General features: G+C 56.7%; 15 protein-coding genes. 6 read left to right on the top strand and 9 right to left on the bottom strand.

All coding sequences use genetic code 11. The annotated features are described in order from the left end of the window. The 4 genes from K5905_RS09430 to K5905_RS09415 all read right to left on the bottom strand — a co-directional run. Positions 1 to 1,311 (bottom strand): folylpolyglutamate synthase/dihydrofolate synthase family protein (locus tag K5905_RS09430; RefSeq protein ID WP_297582879.1); only part of this gene is annotated, 1,311 nt, incomplete at its 3' end. A gap of 138 nt (positions 1,312 to 1,449) precedes the next feature. Next, entirely contained in the window at positions 1,450 to 2,406 is a 957-nt protein-coding gene (accD, locus tag K5905_RS09425; RefSeq protein WP_297582877.1) for an acetyl-CoA carboxylase, carboxyltransferase subunit beta, read from the bottom strand. A 122-nt stretch (positions 2,407 to 2,528) separates the two neighbouring features. Beyond that, entirely contained in the window at positions 2,529 to 3,362 is an 834-nt protein-coding gene (gene trpA / locus K5905_RS09420; RefSeq protein WP_297582875.1) for a tryptophan synthase subunit alpha, read from the bottom strand. Positions 3,363 to 3,522: 160 nt separating this feature from the next. After that, the gene (locus tag K5905_RS09415; RefSeq protein ID WP_297582873.1) at positions 3,523 to 3,693 is read right to left on the bottom strand and encodes a hypothetical protein; all 171 of its coding nucleotides are present in this window, start codon (positions 3,691 to 3,693) and stop codon (positions 3,523 to 3,525) included. A gap of 256 nt (positions 3,694 to 3,949) precedes the next feature. Here K5905_RS09415 and K5905_RS09410 point away from each other — a divergent pair, with 256 nt between their 5' ends. Further along, positions 3,950 to 4,171 (top strand): hypothetical protein, encoded by a 222-nt coding sequence (locus K5905_RS09410; protein WP_297582871.1) that lies wholly within the window; start codon positions 3,950 to 3,952, stop codon positions 4,169 to 4,171. Between the two features lie 56 nt (positions 4,172 to 4,227). On the opposite strand, the gene trpB is transcribed toward K5905_RS09410, so the two are convergent. Continuing rightward, entirely contained in the window at positions 4,228 to 5,448 is a 1,221-nt protein-coding gene (gene trpB / locus K5905_RS09405) for a tryptophan synthase subunit beta (protein ID WP_297582881.1), read from the bottom strand. A 17-nt stretch (positions 5,449 to 5,465) separates the two neighbouring features. Beyond that, positions 5,466 to 6,110: a phosphoribosylanthranilate isomerase gene (locus tag K5905_RS09400; RefSeq protein WP_297582869.1), complete on the bottom strand. Its 645-nt coding sequence runs from the start codon at positions 6,108 to 6,110 to the stop codon at positions 5,466 to 5,468. Between the two features lie 174 nt (positions 6,111 to 6,284). Between K5905_RS09400 and K5905_RS09395 the strand changes: the two genes are divergently transcribed. Next, complete coding sequence (locus K5905_RS09395; RefSeq protein ID WP_297582867.1) at positions 6,285 to 7,052, top strand: alpha/beta hydrolase; 768 nt, start codon at positions 6,285 to 6,287, stop codon at positions 7,050 to 7,052. Between the two features lie 241 nt (positions 7,053 to 7,293). On the opposite strand, the gene K5905_RS09390 is transcribed toward K5905_RS09395, so the two are convergent. Next, positions 7,294 to 9,576 carry an NADP-dependent malic enzyme gene (locus K5905_RS09390; RefSeq protein ID WP_297582865.1) on the bottom strand — a complete coding sequence of 761 codons (2,283 nt, stop codon included), beginning with the start codon at positions 9,574 to 9,576 and terminating at the stop codon, positions 7,294 to 7,296. A 134-nt stretch (positions 9,577 to 9,710) separates the two neighbouring features. Between K5905_RS09390 and mutS the strand changes: the two genes are divergently transcribed. Beyond that, a complete protein-coding gene (mutS, locus tag K5905_RS09385; RefSeq protein ID WP_297582863.1) occupies positions 9,711 to 12,401 on the top strand; it encodes a DNA mismatch repair protein MutS in 2,691 nt (896 codons plus the stop codon). Between the two features lie 18 nt (positions 12,402 to 12,419). On the opposite strand, the gene K5905_RS09380 is transcribed toward mutS, so the two are convergent. Beyond that, positions 12,420 to 13,055, bottom strand: a complete 636-nt coding sequence (locus K5905_RS09380) for a DUF2799 domain-containing protein (protein WP_297582861.1) — start codon at positions 13,053 to 13,055, stop codon at positions 12,420 to 12,422. Positions 13,056 to 13,362: 307 nt separating this feature from the next. On the opposite strand from K5905_RS09380, the gene K5905_RS09375 reads away from it, so the two are divergent. After that, positions 13,363 to 14,550: an MFS transporter gene (locus tag K5905_RS09375; RefSeq protein WP_297582859.1), complete on the top strand. Its 1,188-nt coding sequence runs from the start codon at positions 13,363 to 13,365 to the stop codon at positions 14,548 to 14,550. Position 14,551: 1 nt separating this feature from the next. Here K5905_RS09375 and K5905_RS09370 read toward each other — a convergent pair whose 3' ends face one another. After that, positions 14,552 to 15,073: a DUF2244 domain-containing protein gene (locus K5905_RS09370; protein ID WP_297582857.1), complete on the bottom strand. Its 522-nt coding sequence runs from the start codon at positions 15,071 to 15,073 to the stop codon at positions 14,552 to 14,554. A 22-nt stretch (positions 15,074 to 15,095) separates the two neighbouring features. Between K5905_RS09370 and nth the strand changes: the two genes are divergently transcribed. Both nth and K5905_RS09360 read left to right on the top strand, forming a co-directional pair. After that, positions 15,096 to 15,911: an endonuclease III gene (gene nth, locus K5905_RS09365; RefSeq protein ID WP_297582855.1), complete on the top strand. Its 816-nt coding sequence runs from the start codon at positions 15,096 to 15,098 to the stop codon at positions 15,909 to 15,911. After that, positions 15,908 to 16,215 (top strand): GNAT family N-acetyltransferase (locus tag K5905_RS09360; RefSeq protein ID WP_297582854.1); only part of this gene is annotated, 308 nt, incomplete at its 3' end. The genes nth and K5905_RS09360, both read left to right, overlap by 4 nt.

Here is a 16,215-nt window from a genome sequence, read left to right as displayed (position 1 = left end):
GGGAGCGGTTCCGTTCCGGGCAAGGGCTTCTCCGGCAAGATAGAGCGATCCGCAAATCAGGATCCGAGGCGGTTCACCATCCTTTGCGGCACAAGCTGCCACATCTGCCAGGGCTGCGTCCAGTGATGGAAACGGAGTTGCTTCCAAGCCGGCGCACCGGGCAAGGTCTGCGAGGTCTTCCGGACTTCTTGCTGTTGTTGTTGAGGAAATCGGGACAGTGCCTACGTGGCGCACCAAACCGTCAAAGGGACGGAAAAAGCCGACCGGATCCTTGGTCGTCAACATGCCCGTGACGAGGTAAAGCGGGCGCGGAATGCGCTCTTCCTGCTCCCCCATGAACTGTGCAACGGAAATACCGGCAGCCGGATTGTGACCGCCATCGACCCAGACTTCGGCACCCGGTGGACAAAGATCCAGAAGCTGGCCCTGCATGACGGGCTGCAGGCGTCCCGGCCAGTTTACCGATCTCAAGCCTTGTGCAACAACATCGTCACCCGGCAGAAGTCCAGAAACCTTGAGGGCTGCGACGGCCAATCCGGCATTGGCAATCTGATGACCCCCTCCAAGGATCGGCAAAGGCAGATCAATCAGTTCTTCCTCGTCCTGGAAGGTCATGCGGCCCTGATCCGTCTGCGTGATAAAGTCCTGACCATAGACCTGCAGTCTCGCCCGGTTCCGTGCTGCCTGACGCACCACGACAGGTAAAGCCGTTTCTTCCTGCCTTGCGCAAATCACCGGAATGCCCGGCTTGATGATGCCGGCTTTCTCAGCTGCGATTTCGGCCAGATCGTCTCCAAGGAACTTTTCATGATCCATTGAAATCGCGGTTATTACTGTCGCCAGCGGATCGTCAATCACGTTGGTCGCGTCCAATCGACCACCAAGACCAACTTCCAGAAGCAAAACATCGGCAGGATATTCTGCAAACAAAAGCAGTGCTGCAGCCGTGGTGATCTCGAAAAACGTAATCTCTTCGCCACCATTTGCCTCTTCACAACGATGCAATGCGTCGAACAGCGCAGGGTCGGTTACGAATTTGCCATCCGTGCCCAACCGGATCCGTTCGTTGAACGACACCAGGTGCGGAGAGGTATAGACATGGCAGCGTTTCCCGGACGCTTCCAGGATCGCCCGCATAGTCGCCGTGACGGAGCCCTTGCCATTCGTCCCGGCAATATGAATGACCGGCGGCAACGCTCTTTCAGGATTTCCAAGTGCATCCAGCAGCCGGTGCATACGCCCGAGCGAGAGATCGATCTCTTTCGGGTGCAAGGCCAGCAGCCTATCCAGGATTTTTGTGATTTGATCCAAGGCGCCCTCCGAAGGGTCCTCTGTCCAGTGTTTCGCGTAGGTTTCGCGTTTAGGATATAGCCGCCTGCTGGACAAGCAGACGGCGCTGAATCGTCCGGTTATACCGAATTTACGACAAATTCAGGTGACGGTCGGCACTTAAGTTGCCGCTTCGGCTTCCTTAGCCGGTTCTTCCACAGATGCTTTGGCCTCAACTTCTTCCGCAGCTTCTGTTTCCTGCGGAGCTTCCAGCTTCGGCAGGTCAACTTCACGCTTCATCAGAATGCCGCAGATCCTGGCGATGGTTTCTTTCATCTGCTGGCGCGGCACCACCATGTCGATCATGCCATGCTCGAGGAGATATTCCGCCGTCTGGAAATCATCAGGAAGTTTTTCCCGAACCGTTTGTTCGATCACCCGCCGTCCGGCGAAGCCGATCTGTGCACCCGGTTCAGCGATATGGACATCGCCCAGCATCGCGTAGGAAGCGGACACGCCGCCGGTGGTCGGGTTGGTCAAGACCACAATGTAAGGCAGACCTGCCTCGCGGAGCATCTGAACGCCGACAGTCGTGCGCGGCATCTGCATCAAGGAAAGAATGCCTTCCTGCATGCGTGCGCCGCCGGAGGCCGCGAACATGACGAACGGGGTCTTGTCGTCAACCGCCTTCAGCATACCGGTGAGGATGGCTTCACCAGCCGCCATGCCAAGCGAACCGGCAATAAAATCGAAATTCTGGACCGCGGCAGTGATCTCGACACCATTGACCTTGCCCTGACCGACAAGAATGGCCTCGTTTTCACCAGACTTGGAGCGGGCATCTTTCAGCCGGTCGGTATAGCGCTTGGAATCGCGGAATTTGTGTGGATCTGCCTGAACTTCAGGTGTCTCAACCTCTTTGTAGTCGCCATCATCAAAAAAGGCCTCGAGACGCTTACGCGCAGGCATGCGCATATGGTGGCCGGAATTCGGAATGACCCAAAGATTTGCTTCCAGATCGCGGTGAAAAACCATTTCACCGGTTTCCGGACATTTGATCCAAAGGTTTTCCGGAACCTCACGCTTTTTCCAAAGATCACGGATCTTGGGGCGTACAATAGAGTTGATCCAGTTCACGACAAACGCGTCCGTTACTCGAGTTAGCAATCAGCGGAGATATGGGGTCCGCCAGAATTCGTTCAATTCAATGAGCCCAGATCATTTGCCCGGATGGGACAGGTCAGATCCGGCTGCTCAGGTCAGGCAGAGCGCGCCCGGGCACAACCGGACGCGAGATCGGCGACAACATCGACAACGGCCTGCACTGTCTTGTCCGTTCCCTTGCCTGCCTCATCCAGACTGTCACGGATGGCATTCACCAGAACTGAGCCAACAACAACTCCGTCGGCATCCTTGCCGATTTCCGCCGCCTGTTCGGCGGTCTTAACGCCAAATCCAACCGCTACCGGAAGGTCCGTATGCCCCTTGATGCGGTTCACGGCTGTTGCGACCTGGCCGGTATCCGCAATATTGGCACCGGTTATACCGGTCACAGAGACGTAATAGACGAAACCGGAGGTATTGGCCAGAACGGCGGGAAGGCGCTTGTCGTCGGTAGTGGGAGTTGCAAGGCGGATGAAATTCAGTCCGGCTTCCAATGCAGGAATGCACAGCTCGTCATCTGCTTCAGCCGGTATATCGACAATAATGAACCCGTCGACCCCGGCGTCCTTGGCGATCTGCACGAATTTCTTCGGATCGCGGACATAGATCGGATTGTAATAACCCATCAGGATGATCGGCGTTTCCGCATCCTGCTTGCGAAACTCCCGTACCATGTCCAAGGTCTTGTCCATGGTGTGGCCCGCGGCAAGGGCACGCTGGTTGCCCAGCTGGATCGGAACGCCTTCGGCCATCGGATCGGAAAACGGCATGCCGAGCTCTATCACATCGGCGCCCGCGGCGGGCAACGCATTCAAAACTTCCTGGGAGGTCTGCAGATCCGGATCGCCTGCGGTAATAAATGTGACCAAGGCTGGTCTGCCGGCTTCCGCACAGGCTTTAAAACGGCGGTCGATACGCGTTTCCGTCATACAGCTTCACCCCTGCCGCCGCTCTCACGGCGCTGATACTCGAATTGGACTCAATGCGATGTAGGGGAGCGAGCAAGCCTGTGTCAATCAAAGAACGCCACAATCGGACCAGAAGGCCGGATTGGCAGCCCATTTCAGGAGCGTGAGACCGTGAATCGGATCAACGCCGACCGAAATGCTTGTTGTAGGCGTAGCTGGAGATTTCGGTGCGTTCCAGACCAAGCCGCGCCAAGTCGCTGTTGTTCATGCGGCTCAAACGCTCGACTTCTTTGGCGGTGCTGCGTGCTGCGCGCACGTCACGAACAAATCCTGAGAAAAAATCGAAAGCCATTTCATGTTCCTTTCGGGAATTCGAGAAGATTGTGCAGCGCACTCACTTCTTACGCTTCGAATTTAAGGAATGGAGCGCTTTCCACAACAGCCATGTTTGCATTGCAGCAATGTCGGAGCCGAATAGCTTGGGAAGCCTGACATTATCACCCCCAACAATGCATAGCTGGCTCAGCAGATCTGCGAAATTGATGGCTACAAACACGCACAAAGTGCGCCTATTTTTAGACAATTCAAAATAGAAAAAGGAGCCGAAATTGGCCCATTCCCTCTTCGAGCCAGCCCCGACACCGCTCAGCGAAAAACTGTGGCGCCGCGTGAAAGACCTGAATGTCGGATTGTCCGCACGGTCATCGGCGGAAAGCGGTTCCGGCAATCAGACTGACCCCGCGTTGCTGAAACAGGCAGAGAACCTGGATGCCCGTGGCCGGCAACAATTCCTTCAAGCCGTTCTGACCAGCAAACCGATCACAAAATAAAAACCGCGCGCTTCAACAGCGCACGGTTCATATACATTAATACTCATGATCTTCGTCTAAAGATCAAATCCCAGCATCTGCCCGACCGCGAAAACATCCTTGTCGCCGCGTCCACACAGGTTCATGACAATAATCTGATCCTTATCCATCTGCGGAGCGATCTTGACCACATGAGCAAGGGCATGGGACGGCTCAAGAGCCGGAATGATGCCTTCGACACGTGTCAGCAACTGGAAGGCCTCCAGTGCTTCAGTGTCCATGATCGGGACGTATTCAACACGGCCGATTTCCTTCAGCCAGGAGTGTTCCGGTCCGATGCCCGGATAATCGAGACCGGCCGATATCGAATGGCCTTCGAGGATCTGGCCGTCGTCATCCTGCAACAGGTAAGTCCGATTGCCATGCAAAACCCCCGGCTTGCCGGCGGTCAACGAAGCGCAATGTTCTTCGCCTTCCAGGCCGTGACCACCCGCTTCGACCCCAATGATCTGGACTGCCTTGTCATCAAGGAAGGGATGGAACAGGCCGATGGCATTGGATCCGCCTCCAACGGCGGCGACCAACGTATCCGGCAACCGCCCTTCGGCTTCCATCATCTGCTCACGCAGTTCCTTGCCGATCACCGACTGGAAATCGCGTACAAGTTCGGGATAGGGATGCGGACCGGCGGCGGTGCCAATCAGGTAGTAAGTGCTGTCGACATTGGTGACCCAGTCGCGCAGCGCCTCGTTCATGGCGTCCTTGAGCGTACCGGCACCTGCGGTCACGGGCACAATTTCCGCACCCAGGAGCTTCATCCGGAAGACGTTCGGTTTCTGCCGTTCGACATCGGTTGCGCCCATATAGACCACACAGGGCAGTCCGAAACGTGCACAGACGGTTGCCGTGGCCACACCATGCTGTCCAGCCCCGGTTTCAGCAATGATGCGGGTCTTGCCCATACGTTTGGCGAGCAGGATCTGACCCAGGCAGTTGTTGATCTTGTGCGACCCGGTGTGGTTCAGCTCGTCGCGCTTGAAATAGATTTTGGCACCACCAAGCTCCTCCGTCAGGCGCTCAGCGAAATAGAGCGGCGACGGTCGACCGGTGTAATGCTTGTTAAGCGTTTCGATTTCGGCCTGGAATGCCGGGTCGTTCTTGGCATCCTTGTAGTGCTGTTCCAGATCCAGGATCAGCGGCATCAGGGTTTCGGCGACATAGCGACCGCCGAAAATACCGAAATGCCCGCGATCGTCCGGACCGGTCCGGATGCTGTTCGCCATATCGTTCACGCGTATACTCCTTAACCCGGAAATCAGGCGCTTTTGGCGGCGGCCATAAAAGCGCGAATAAGATCGTTGTCCTTGACGCCCTTCGCGCTTTCAACGCCGGAAGAAACGTCGACTTCCCTGGTGCCGCTCAACCGGATGGCGTCGGCAACATTGTCTGGATCGAGGCCTCCCGAAAGCATAAAGGGCTTCTTGAGGTCAAGGTCTTTCAGCATCGTCCAGTCATAGGAAACACCATTGCCGCCCGGCAGATCGGATCCCTTGGGCGGTTTGGCGTCAAACAGGATCCGGTCGGCAACAACGGAATAATAATGTGCCTGCTCCAGATCCGATTTTTCGGACACGGAAACGGCCTTCATGAGTTTGGTTCCGTGCATCACTTTCGCCGCGGCGCAGGCTTCCGGCGCTTCGCTGCCGTGAAACTGGAACGTGTCCGGATTGACCACTTCCTTGATCCGCGACAAGCCGTCGAGGTCCATGTTGACGGTCACCGCGACGATTTCCGCTCGGCCACGGGCCATGTCGGCCAGCCTGCACGCCTGGCTCAGCGACACGTGACGCGGGCTTTTCGGAAAAAACATCAGGCCGACCATGTCTGCACCGGCATCCAGCGCGGTTTCCATGGTGTCCTCGGTGCTCAGACCACAGATTTTGACAATAATCTCAGACATGGTTTCGAGGTATCGCCGGAAGGAAGGTGTTTGTCAAAGAAGAAAGATCAAATAGTCCGGCATGTCCGCTCGTCCAGAGTATCAGATCCCCCGGTCGAAATTTGACAGCACTTCTTCGGCAACATGGGCTACAAGCCTGAGTGATCATCCCCCCGAACGTCACGAGCACGCAAAATGCTGCATTTCAAACAATCGAATGCCGGGCTGCCAATCATCCTCTTCTTGCATCCCGGCGGGTTCGACGGGCGCATGTGGGAGGAGGTTGCAGGATTGCTTCCCGACTTTAACTGCGTATGTCCCGACTTGCCTGGTCATGGCCGTTCCCGGAACATTCCGGTGACAGATTTTGCCGACGCAAGCGATGCTGTTGCAGAAGTCGCTGCCAAGACCGGCGCTTCTCCCGTGAACATCGCAGGTCTTTCGATGGGGTCCTATATCGGTTTTCATCTCATGATGCGGCATTCCGATCTCGTTGAAAACGCAGTGTTGAGCGGCTTTCAACATGACAGGATTGAAGCCCCGGCCATTATGCGCGCAATGATGCATGTGTCTTCCTGGATGATGAACTCAAAAAGGACACGCGAGAAAATGGCGCGATCCATGGGTGTCTCCAACATTGGACTAATCAGTCACAACGGCCGGCCAAACGCATCTGCCGCCACAATGCGGAAAATCAGCAGGCTTGCACTGGATTTCGATGTCTCAAACGAGCTGAGCCGCGTTTCAACGCGCACGCTCGTGCTTACCGGGGAAAAGGAACACCCGGCGGTCAAAGCCTCTTTACCGGTCTTTCAAGAACGGATGCCGAACTGTGAGGCGCGCGTCATCCCAAAGCTCGGCCATGGCTGGCTAGCGCGGGACCCGGAGCTCTATTGCGAAACGCTTCGGGCCTGGTTCACGGATCTTACACTTCCCGGGCAATTGGAACGGGTGGCGGGATAGTAGCCCTTCTTTGCGCACACGCCGCATGAACGAGACGTCGGAGTGCGAGACCCGTTGGTCAGTGATCAATCTTTTAGAGGGGTATTTGGCTCTTCGATCCCGGCACGCGCTACGCCTGGCCGGATGACGACGGCTGGAGTTGAATGATCCTATCCATCGTCATCCCGGACGGAGCGAAGCGAAGATCCGGGACCGGAGAGCCCAGAACGTTTAGACGTCCGACACATTCAGCATCCGTTCATCACGTCACATTGAACGCCGCGATGGCGGCCATGTTGACGATGTCGCTGTCCTTTGCACCCAGCGGAAGGATCTGGATCGGTTTGTCGAAACCGACCAGAAGCGGGCCGATCACGGTCGCGCCACCCAATTCCTGCAGCATCTTTGTGGAAATGGATGCGGAGTGGAATGCCGGCATGACCAGCACATTGGCAGGACCGGACAGGCGGCAGAACGGGTAGGCGGACATACGGTCCATGTTGAGCGCGACATCGGCGGCCATGTCACCGTCATATTCAAAATCGACGCGGCGGCGATCCAGAATCTTGACCGCCTCGATGACCTTTTCCGAGCGCTCCCCTTTCGGATGTCCGAAGGTGGAATAGGCCAGCATGGCGACCCGCGGTTCATATCCAAGCTTGCGCGCGACGTGCGCCGCTTCTTCTGCAATATCGGCCAGTTCTTCGGAATTCGGCATGTCGATCACAGCTGTGTCGGCGATCAGAACCGTTCGTCCACGTGCGAGCGCCAGGTTGACACCGATGACCCGGTGCCCCGGCTTCGGATCGATGGTTGCCTTCACGGTATCGAGCGCGACGGAATAGTTCCGAGTCAGGCCGGTGACCATGGCATCGGCATCACCGCGCGCCACCATGATGGCGCCCCAGTAGTTCCGGTCATTGTTGACCATGCGCTGGCAATCGCGCAGCAGATAACCCCGACGCTGCATACGGCCATAGAGATATTGCGCGTAATCGGCATTCCTGTCGGAAAGTCGCGCGTTCTGGATGGACAGTCCCGGCCGGTCGATATCGATCCCGGCCTGATGGGCCATGGATTGGATTTCGTCTTCGCGGCCGATCAGGATTGCTTCGCCCAGGCCTTGCGACACGAAACTGGCCGCAGCGCGGATCACCGGCTCTTCCTCGCCCTCGGCAAAGACAACCCGCTTCGGCTGCTGACGAACCTTGGAGAAAATACGTTGCAAGGTTCCCGCAACCGGATCCCGACGAGCGGAAAGCTGGTGCTTATACGCCTCCATGTCGACAATCGGGCGCTTGGCAACGCCGGAGTCCATCGCTGCCTGGGCAACTGCGGGCGGGATAGCGTGGATAAGGCGAGGGTCGAACGGCACCGGAATGATGTATTCCGGTCCGAATTTCGGCCGGTTGCCTCGATAGGCGGCTGCTACCTCATCGGGCACTTCCTCGCGGGCAAGTTCGGCCAGAGCCCGTGCACAGGCCACTTTCATGTCGTCATTGATGGTGGTCGCCTGAACGTCCAGCGCACCTCGGAAGATATAGGGAAAGCCGAGGACGTTGTTGACCTGGTTCGGATAATCCGAACGTCCTGTCGCAACGATGGCATCGTCGCGCACTTCGGCAGCTTCCTCCGGAGTGATTTCCGGGTCCGGATTGGCCATCGCAAAAATGATCGGGTTCGGCGCCATGACGCGCAGCATGTCCGGTGTCAGAGCACCCTTCACCGACACTCCAAAAAAAACGTCGGCCCCTTTCAACGCGTCATAAAGCGACCGGTTGTCGGTTTCGATCGCGTGAGCCGACTTCCACTGATTCATCCCCTCGGAGCGGCCCTTGTAGATGACACCCTTGGTATCGCAGAGCGTGATGTTGTCGTGAGGAACCCCCATCGCCTTGACCAGTTCGATACAGGCGATTCCGGCAGCACCCGCGCCGTTGCAGACAACCTTGGTATCTTTCATGTCCCGGCCGGTCAGGTGCAGGGCGTTGATCAGGCCGGCAGCGGCAATGATTGCAGTTCCATGCTGATCATCATGAAAGACCGGAATATCCATCAGCTCGCGCAAGCGTTGCTCGATAATGAAGCAGTCCGGCGCCTTGATATCTTCCAGATTGATGCCGCCGAAGGACGGGCCAAGATAGCGGACCGAGTTGATAAACTCCTCGACTTCCTGCGTGTCGACTTCAAGATCGATGGAATCCACGTCGGCAAAACGCTTGAAGAGGACGGACTTGCCTTCCATTACCGGCTTGGACGCAAGAGCGCCAAGATTGCCGAGACCCAGAATGGCGGTACCGTTGGAAATCACCGCGACAAGATTGCCCTTGGTCGTATAGTCATAGGCTCGGCTCGGATCGTCGGCAATCGCCCGCACCGGTACCGCCACACCCGGCGAATAGGCCAGCGAAAGGTCGCGTTGTGTCGCCATGGGTTTGGTGGGCGTAATCTCCAGCTTGCCGGGCCTTCCCTCCTGGTGAAACTGAAGGGCTTCCTGATCGGTAAAGCTGACGTTGGTTTTAGACGATTTTTTTTCGGCGGACATGACGCGGGCGTTTCCTCTTGATCACGCTCTAACTGAGGCGGAAGACCGACCTTATCCCCTGGAAAATGAAGCCTCAACCCAAGATCACATAACCCTTTTGTGGAATGCCGCTGCAGGTTTGGTACGTATCGGTCATGAGTGGACAAAGCGCGCAAAAGACAGCCCCGGCGGATACCAAAGTCACGCCGATGATGGCTCAGTTTATCGAGATCAAAACCGCCAACCCGGACAGCCTCCTGTTTTACCGGATGGGCGATTTCTATGAATTGTTTTTCGACGATGCCGAAGTCGCTGCTCGTGCACTCGGCATCACACTGACCAAACGGGGCAAACATCAGGGTGCGGATATCCCGATGTGCGGCGTTCCCGTCCACGCCGCCGACGATTATCTCCAGAAACTGATCGCGCTCGGACATCGCGTATCCGTGTGCGAGCAGACGGAGGATCCGGCAGAAGCAAAGAAACGCGGATCCAAATCGGTGGTCCGGCGCGACGTGGTGCGTCTCGTAACCCCCGGAACGCTGACCGAAGAACGGCTTTTGGATGCCGGTGCAAACAATTTCCTGATGGCGTTGACCCGCCTAAAGGGCGGGTCCCTGAGCGGTGACGCGGTCTATGGTCTGGCCTGGATCGACATGTCGACCGGTTCCTTCCAGGTTTCGGAAACCGACCACCAGCGCCTGGCGGCCGATCTTGCGCAAGTGTCACCCAAGGAGCTGATCCTGGCGGACAACCTGCTGCAGGAAAGCGACCTGCGTCTGATCGCCGAGCAGGCGGGCGGCGCGCTGTCTCCCGTGCCGCGCGCCTTTTTCGACAGCTCAACGGCAACGGATCGTCTGGCGCATTACTTCGGAGTGAAAACGCTCGACGGCTTCGGAACCTTCAGCCGTGCCGAGCTTTCCGCTGCCGCGGGAATTCTGTCCTATATCGAAAAAACCCAGCTCGGCGAACGCCCACCCCTGGATCCACCGGTTCGGGAAGCCGGTGCGGAATTGTCCAGGACGCTGGCGGGTGAGAAACAGGGCTCGCTTCTGGCAACCATCGACAGGACGGTTACGGGCGGAGGATCCCGGCTTCTCGCCAGCCGTCTGGCCGGGCCGCTGGTCAATGTGGTTGCCATTCACCACAGGCACGACGCCGTCGCCTTTTTTCTCGACAACGAGATCATGCGCGAAGGCCTTCGCCAGACGCTGAAAGGCGCGCCGGATATGGCTCGCGCCTTGTCGCGCATTGCGCTCAACCGTGGAGGTCCCCGGGACATCCTGTCGGTCGCGCAGGGTCTGTCTGCTGCACGCGCCGTACTCGATCAGACAACATCCGGCACCAGCGACATTCCCGCTGAAATCGCCGCTGCGCGGGCAAGTCTTGAACAGGCGCCGCATGACCTCGGCGCTGAACTTGTCGCCGCAATCAAGGAAGAGCCACCGCTTTTGAAGCGCGACGGAGGCTTCGTCGCCACCGGCTACAATTCCGATCTCGATGAATTGCGGTCCTTAAGGGACGAAAGTCGCAAGGTGATTGCCAAGCTTCAGGCCGAGTATTCCGAGGAATTGGGCCTTCGATCCCTGAAAATCAAACACAACAACGTTCTCGGCTGGTTCATCGAAGCACCGACCGCACAAACGGAAAAGCTGACTGCCGATCCGGCCCGCTTCATTCACCGGCAGACCATGGCCGGGGCGATGCGCTTCACAACCACGGAACTGGCGGATCTGGAATCCAAGATCGCCAGTGCCGGGGAACGGGCGCTCTCAATCGAGCTGGACGTCTTCGACCGGCTGGGTCAGGCAATCATCGACGCCGGAGAGGCGATCAAGGCCGCGGCACAAGGCCTCAGCATCCTGGACGTTTCGGCGGCGCTGGCAAAACTCGCGCAGGAAGAAAACTACACCCGCCCTGTCGTGGATGACAGCCGCGCATTCGATATCAAGGGCGGACGGCACCCGGTCGTTGAACAGGCGCTCAGAAAATCCGGTGGCGACAGCTTTGTTGCCAACGACGCCAATCTTGGGCCGGACAGTTCCGAGGAAATCGGCCACATCTGGCTGATCACCGGTCCGAACATGGCGGGTAAGTCGACCTTCCTCAGGCAGAATGCCTTGATTGCCGTGCTGGCACAGATGGGAGCCTTCGTTCCGGCAACAAACGCGCATATTGGTGTCGTCGACCGGCTGTTTTCCCGCGTTGGCGCAGCAGACGATCTGGCGCGCGGACGTTCCACTTTCATGGTCGAAATGGTCGAAACAGCCGCCATTCTCAACCAGGCCGGCGACCGGTCGCTGGTCATTCTTGACGAGATCGGCCGCGGAACCGCTACCTTTGACGGATTGTCAATCGCCTGGGCAACAATCGAGCATCTGCATGAGGTCAACAGATCCCGTGCGCTGTTTGCGACCCACTACCACGAACTGACCGCCCTTTCGGCCAAACTCGACAGGCTTTCCAATGCGACCGTTTCGGTAAAGGAGTGGAAAGGCGATGTCATTTTCCTGCATGAGATCGTCCCGGGCGCCGCGGACCGATCCTACGGTATTCAGGTGGCAAAGCTGGCCGGGCTTCCCTCGATGGTGGTCGAACGGTCCAGGCAGGTGCTCACTCAGCTGGAAGAGCAGGACCGGAATTCGCCTTCCGAAACCCTGATCGACGAATTGCCGCTTTTTGCCAGCCTCACACCAAGTCCGCCCAGCGCGGCCACACCCGTAGAACCGGATCCCATTCTGGAAGCACTGCAGGAAATTGACCCGGACGACATGACCCCACGCGATGCACTGGAAGCTTTGTACAGGCTGAAGACACTCAAGAAGGAGAGGGATGCCGAAACCTGAAGGCAAGCAACACCGGCGTCACCAGGCAAAGAGCCTGGCTGCTTCGACGTTGATGCTTGCAGAAACGAATTCGGCTTCGGCCCGGACATCGTCCAGGTCGTAGCGCGCGGCGTCCAGGTCATATTCGGCATCGCTCAGATCGTCGCGAAGCCTCCTGCGTTTCCTGCGACAATCCTTCAGATCGTCCTTCTTTTTGTCCTTGCATTTGGTGTCGTGAAGCTTGTCGTTCAGCGCGTCGACCGTGTTCTCCAACGAGAGAATTTTCGATTCCGCCTGACTGACCCGGTCATTTGCTTTCCAGATCACGTTTCCAAGCTGATAGGCCTGATTGAAACCGTTGGCCATTTGCGGTGGACAGATCGAGGACCTTTGCTTGTTCTGTTTGCCAAGCGTGAACCCGTTCAGAGGTGTGCAGTAGTTTTGAAGTCCCTGGTTCCAGCCTGAAAGATATGCCCTGGTGTCGGGGGTTATGCCGTGTTTTCCGCAGCTTTTGACGACTTCGTCAAGATGGTCTGCAGGCTTACCGACGGAAGCGTGCGCGTTCCCGAGGTCGGCCCAATCGCCGGCAACGCATTGCTCCTTCGTCACAGCTGCACAGCCACCGAGACTGGCGACAGCCAGGGCCGCGAGGACGATTCCAAGACATGACTTCATTGATCTAGATAACCTGAACTATCCAAAACCCTCTTTACCGGCTGAATGCAAGAAACGACGAAGAGGATTTCGACATGAGAAACATAAGAGAATTCAACGATATAAAGTTCCGAATCTGAACAGAAGATGAGCAAACCGAATAAATTTCCTTCAGGTTTGGAGATTGAAATCTGCGCTGAAAAAGAGACTGACCGGAACTTGTTCAACCGATGGTGGACTGCTGCGCAAAAACCCTTTTTGCGTGACAGGTCAAACCTTCCGACTTAACATCCGCATCTGCTTCTTTTTCGCCGTCAGGTTTCCTTTCATGATTTCCTTGCCAAAGCTGCCTCGCCAGGTGGTGTTGATCCTGGTGCTGCAGTTCACCAACAGCCTTGGTGCATCGGCGCTCGTTCCGATGATGAGTTTCTTTATTGTCGAGGGACTGAATTCAGAACCCTGGCAGGTGGGCCTTTACACGGGACTTCTGATGCCGCTCACCCTGGCTGCCAACCGCTGGGCAGGAGAGCGGCTGGATCACGGTTTTCTGGTCAAGCGTCTGTTGTTGATTTCGATATTCGCGTTCATCACAGCCACAGCCCTGCTCACTCAGATTTCAAACCTTATGATGCTGATCCTGCTGATTGCGCCGCTGATGAGCCTGAGCAATATGGGAACGGGCACAATATTTACGTTCTGCCGTGTCTATTCGGAGAAAAACGAACTCGACGTTACCAAAATCAACTCCTGGCTTCGCATGACAGTCTCGTTGGCATGGATGATCGGACCCGCAGCTTCGTTTACATTGGTTGCCCAGTTTGGTTTTTCGATCGCCTTTGCGACCGCATTTGGCGTCGGCCTTGTTTACCTGCTGCTCGGATCTGTGGTTATCCCGCGCGATTTCAGATCCATTCGCAAGCCGAAATCAAACGACGAGGACAGCCCCATCAACTGGGGACTGATGATTGCCGGTCTCATCTGCCTGGGATTTGTGATTACCAATACGCTGTTCGTCTCTGCAATGCCCTTGTTCTTCGTTCAGGAAACAGGTCTGCCCGGATCGACGCCTGGTCTGTCATTGTCCGTCAAATGTCTGGTCGAAATCTTCGTGATTTTCGGCTCGGTATACCTGGCAGAACGGATCGGGATCCGGCAGGTTCTGCTGATCGCCTCGTGTCTTGCCGCCATAAGCATGTATCTGTTCGCCCAGGTGACCGAAGTCTGGCACGTCATCGCCATATCCGTGCTTGAAGGCACTTACTACGGGCTCTTTGCTGGTGTTTCGATCAGCTTCGTACAGAGCTTTGCGCCCGACCGGCCCGGCCGTGCGACTGCCGTCTATGTCAATAGCCTGTTTCTGGGAGGCATGATCGGCAGTGTCTCCATGGGCTTCATCGCCAGTGCGACCGACTTCAAGACCGTACTCTATGTCGCGGCGTGTTCGTCAATCGCAGCACTTGTTGTTGTGCTGGCAACGCTGCGCGTCCAGCCGGCAGCTGTCGAAGAGCGGGCTTAGCTTATATGCCGCCAGACTTCGCCACAGAAAGGGCATTGGCGATGGCACCGGCAAAACTGGTTCTGTCATCCGGATTGAGGAAATTCCCAAGATCAACGGCCTCGCCGCGGCTGGTCAGAGTGATCTTGACGACACCCTCGTCCTCAATCCGATCGACCGTGAGGCGAACCCAGGCGGGATTGAAGCGGAATTCACGATGACGCTTTCCTGGACCAACCTTGCGGAGCACGATTTCACTGCGGGAAACCACGACTTCTTCAAAAGTTTTCGCTGAACGATAGTTCATATGAAACGCAAACCAGAGCAGGCCAATGTCCAACCCGAAGAATCCGAAGACCGGCCAGGCACCGATGCGCCAGAACAAAAGACCCGCAGCGAAACTGACGGCTCCGAAACATACCATCAGGATCATAAACCCGTTTGGACCGAGAGACCGGTAAGGGGTCAGCACGGCTGAGAAAAACGGCTTCTCGCCTTCGCCCAAATTGTCAAAATTATCGGGTTTCGGATTGTTCTGCCTCATAGGGAATGATTATAGAGAGAAGATGACCCAAGCAAAGAGCCCGGCGACACGCAAAAATCCCACGCGTTCTGCAAAACCGAAGCAGACCCGCAAAAAGGCACCTTCCGTCGACAATCCCGGCAAGGTTCTGAAACGATCCCGCTACAGCAGGGCAGAGACCTATGCGATCTTTCAAAGATTTCACGCGGACAACCCGGAACCCAAGGGTGAGCTGGATTACGTCAACGCGTTCACGCTTCTGGTCGCCGTTGTATTGTCCGCGCAGGCGACCGATGTCGGGGTGAACAGGGCCACCAAGCACCTGTTTCAGATTGCCGATACGCCGGAGAAAATGGTCGCGCTTGGTGAGGACAAGGTGCGGGAGGAAATCAGGACAATCGGTCTTTACAAGAACAAGGCCAAAAACGTCATTCTTCTGTCCGAACAGCTCATCCGTGATCATGGCGGCGAAGTTCCGGAAGACAGGGAAGCCCTTGAAAACCTTCCCGGCGTCGGCCGAAAGACAGCCAATGTCGTCCTCAACATTTTCTTCGGACATCACACCATAGCGGTCGACACGCACTTGTTCCGACTTGGCAACAGGATCGGGATTGCGCCCGGCAAGACACCGCTTGATGTTGAGAAGGCCATGGAAAAAGCCGTTCCACCAGAATTTGCCCTCCACGCTCACCACTGGCTGATCCTGCACGGGCGCTATATCTGCAAGGCCCGCAAGCCGGACTGCTGGCGCTGCGTTATTTACGACCTTTGCAAAAGCCCGGAAAAAGAACAATTTGACGCTGTTCCGGACATAGCGTTGCGAACCAAAGCGCTGATAGAAAAGGACGATTCTGCTTGAGTTTCCCCCTTGGTCCTTATCCGTCCAGCGACCGGCTCCGCTTCCGTCTCCCGACCGCCAGCGACGCCGAATTTTATCTGAAGCTGATGAATGAACCGGACTACCACCGCTTCATTGCCGATCACGGTCTTGCGTCAGAAGATGACGCAGCCACCTATATCAAGACCAAAACACTTGCGCGGTTCGCGGCTCATGGTGTCGGACTTTGGCTGGTGGAACTGAAAGAAACTCGCCAACCCGTCGGCGTGTGCGGCCTGGTGGTGCGCAAGGAACTCAAGTACCCGGACCTGGGATTTGCCTTTCT

This window comes from Roseibium sp. (assembly GCF_025698965.1).
In the GTDB taxonomy this organism is placed as follows: domain Bacteria; phylum Pseudomonadota; class Alphaproteobacteria; order Rhizobiales; family Stappiaceae; genus Roseibium.
This window is presented reverse-complemented; position numbering and strand designations above follow the sequence as displayed.

What these genes read in the sequence shown, in the direction of transcription:
- trpA (WP_297582875.1), bottom strand. Translation starts at nt 3,362, where the DNA reads ATGACGGAAACGCGTATCGACCGCCGTTTTAAAGCCTGTGCGGAAGCC.
- K5905_RS09415 (WP_297582873.1), bottom strand. Translation starts at nt 3,693, where the DNA reads ATGGCTTTCGATTTTTTCTCAGGATTTGTTCGTGACGTGCGCGCAGCA.
- K5905_RS09400 (WP_297582869.1), bottom strand. Translation starts at nt 6,110, where the DNA reads ATGTCTGAGATTATTGTCAAAATCTGTGGTCTGAGCACCGAGGACACC.
- K5905_RS09395 (WP_297582867.1), top strand. Translation starts at nt 6,285, where the DNA reads ATGCTGCATTTCAAACAATCGAATGCCGGGCTGCCAATCATCCTCTTC.
- K5905_RS09390 (WP_297582865.1), bottom strand. Translation starts at nt 9,576, where the DNA reads ATGTCCGCCGAAAAAAAATCGTCTAAAACCAACGTCAGCTTTACCGAT.
- mutS (WP_297582863.1), top strand. Translation starts at nt 9,711, where the DNA reads ATGAGTGGACAAAGCGCGCAAAAGACAGCCCCGGCGGATACCAAAGTC.
- K5905_RS09380 (WP_297582861.1), bottom strand. Translation starts at nt 13,055, where the DNA reads ATGAAGTCATGTCTTGGAATCGTCCTCGCGGCCCTGGCTGTCGCCAGT.
- K5905_RS09375 (WP_297582859.1), top strand. Translation starts at nt 13,363, where the DNA reads ATGATTTCCTTGCCAAAGCTGCCTCGCCAGGTGGTGTTGATCCTGGTG.
- K5905_RS09370 (WP_297582857.1), bottom strand. Translation starts at nt 15,073, where the DNA reads ATGAGGCAGAACAATCCGAAACCCGATAATTTTGACAATTTGGGCGAA.
- nth (WP_297582855.1), top strand. Translation starts at nt 15,096, where the DNA reads ATGACCCAAGCAAAGAGCCCGGCGACACGCAAAAATCCCACGCGTTCT.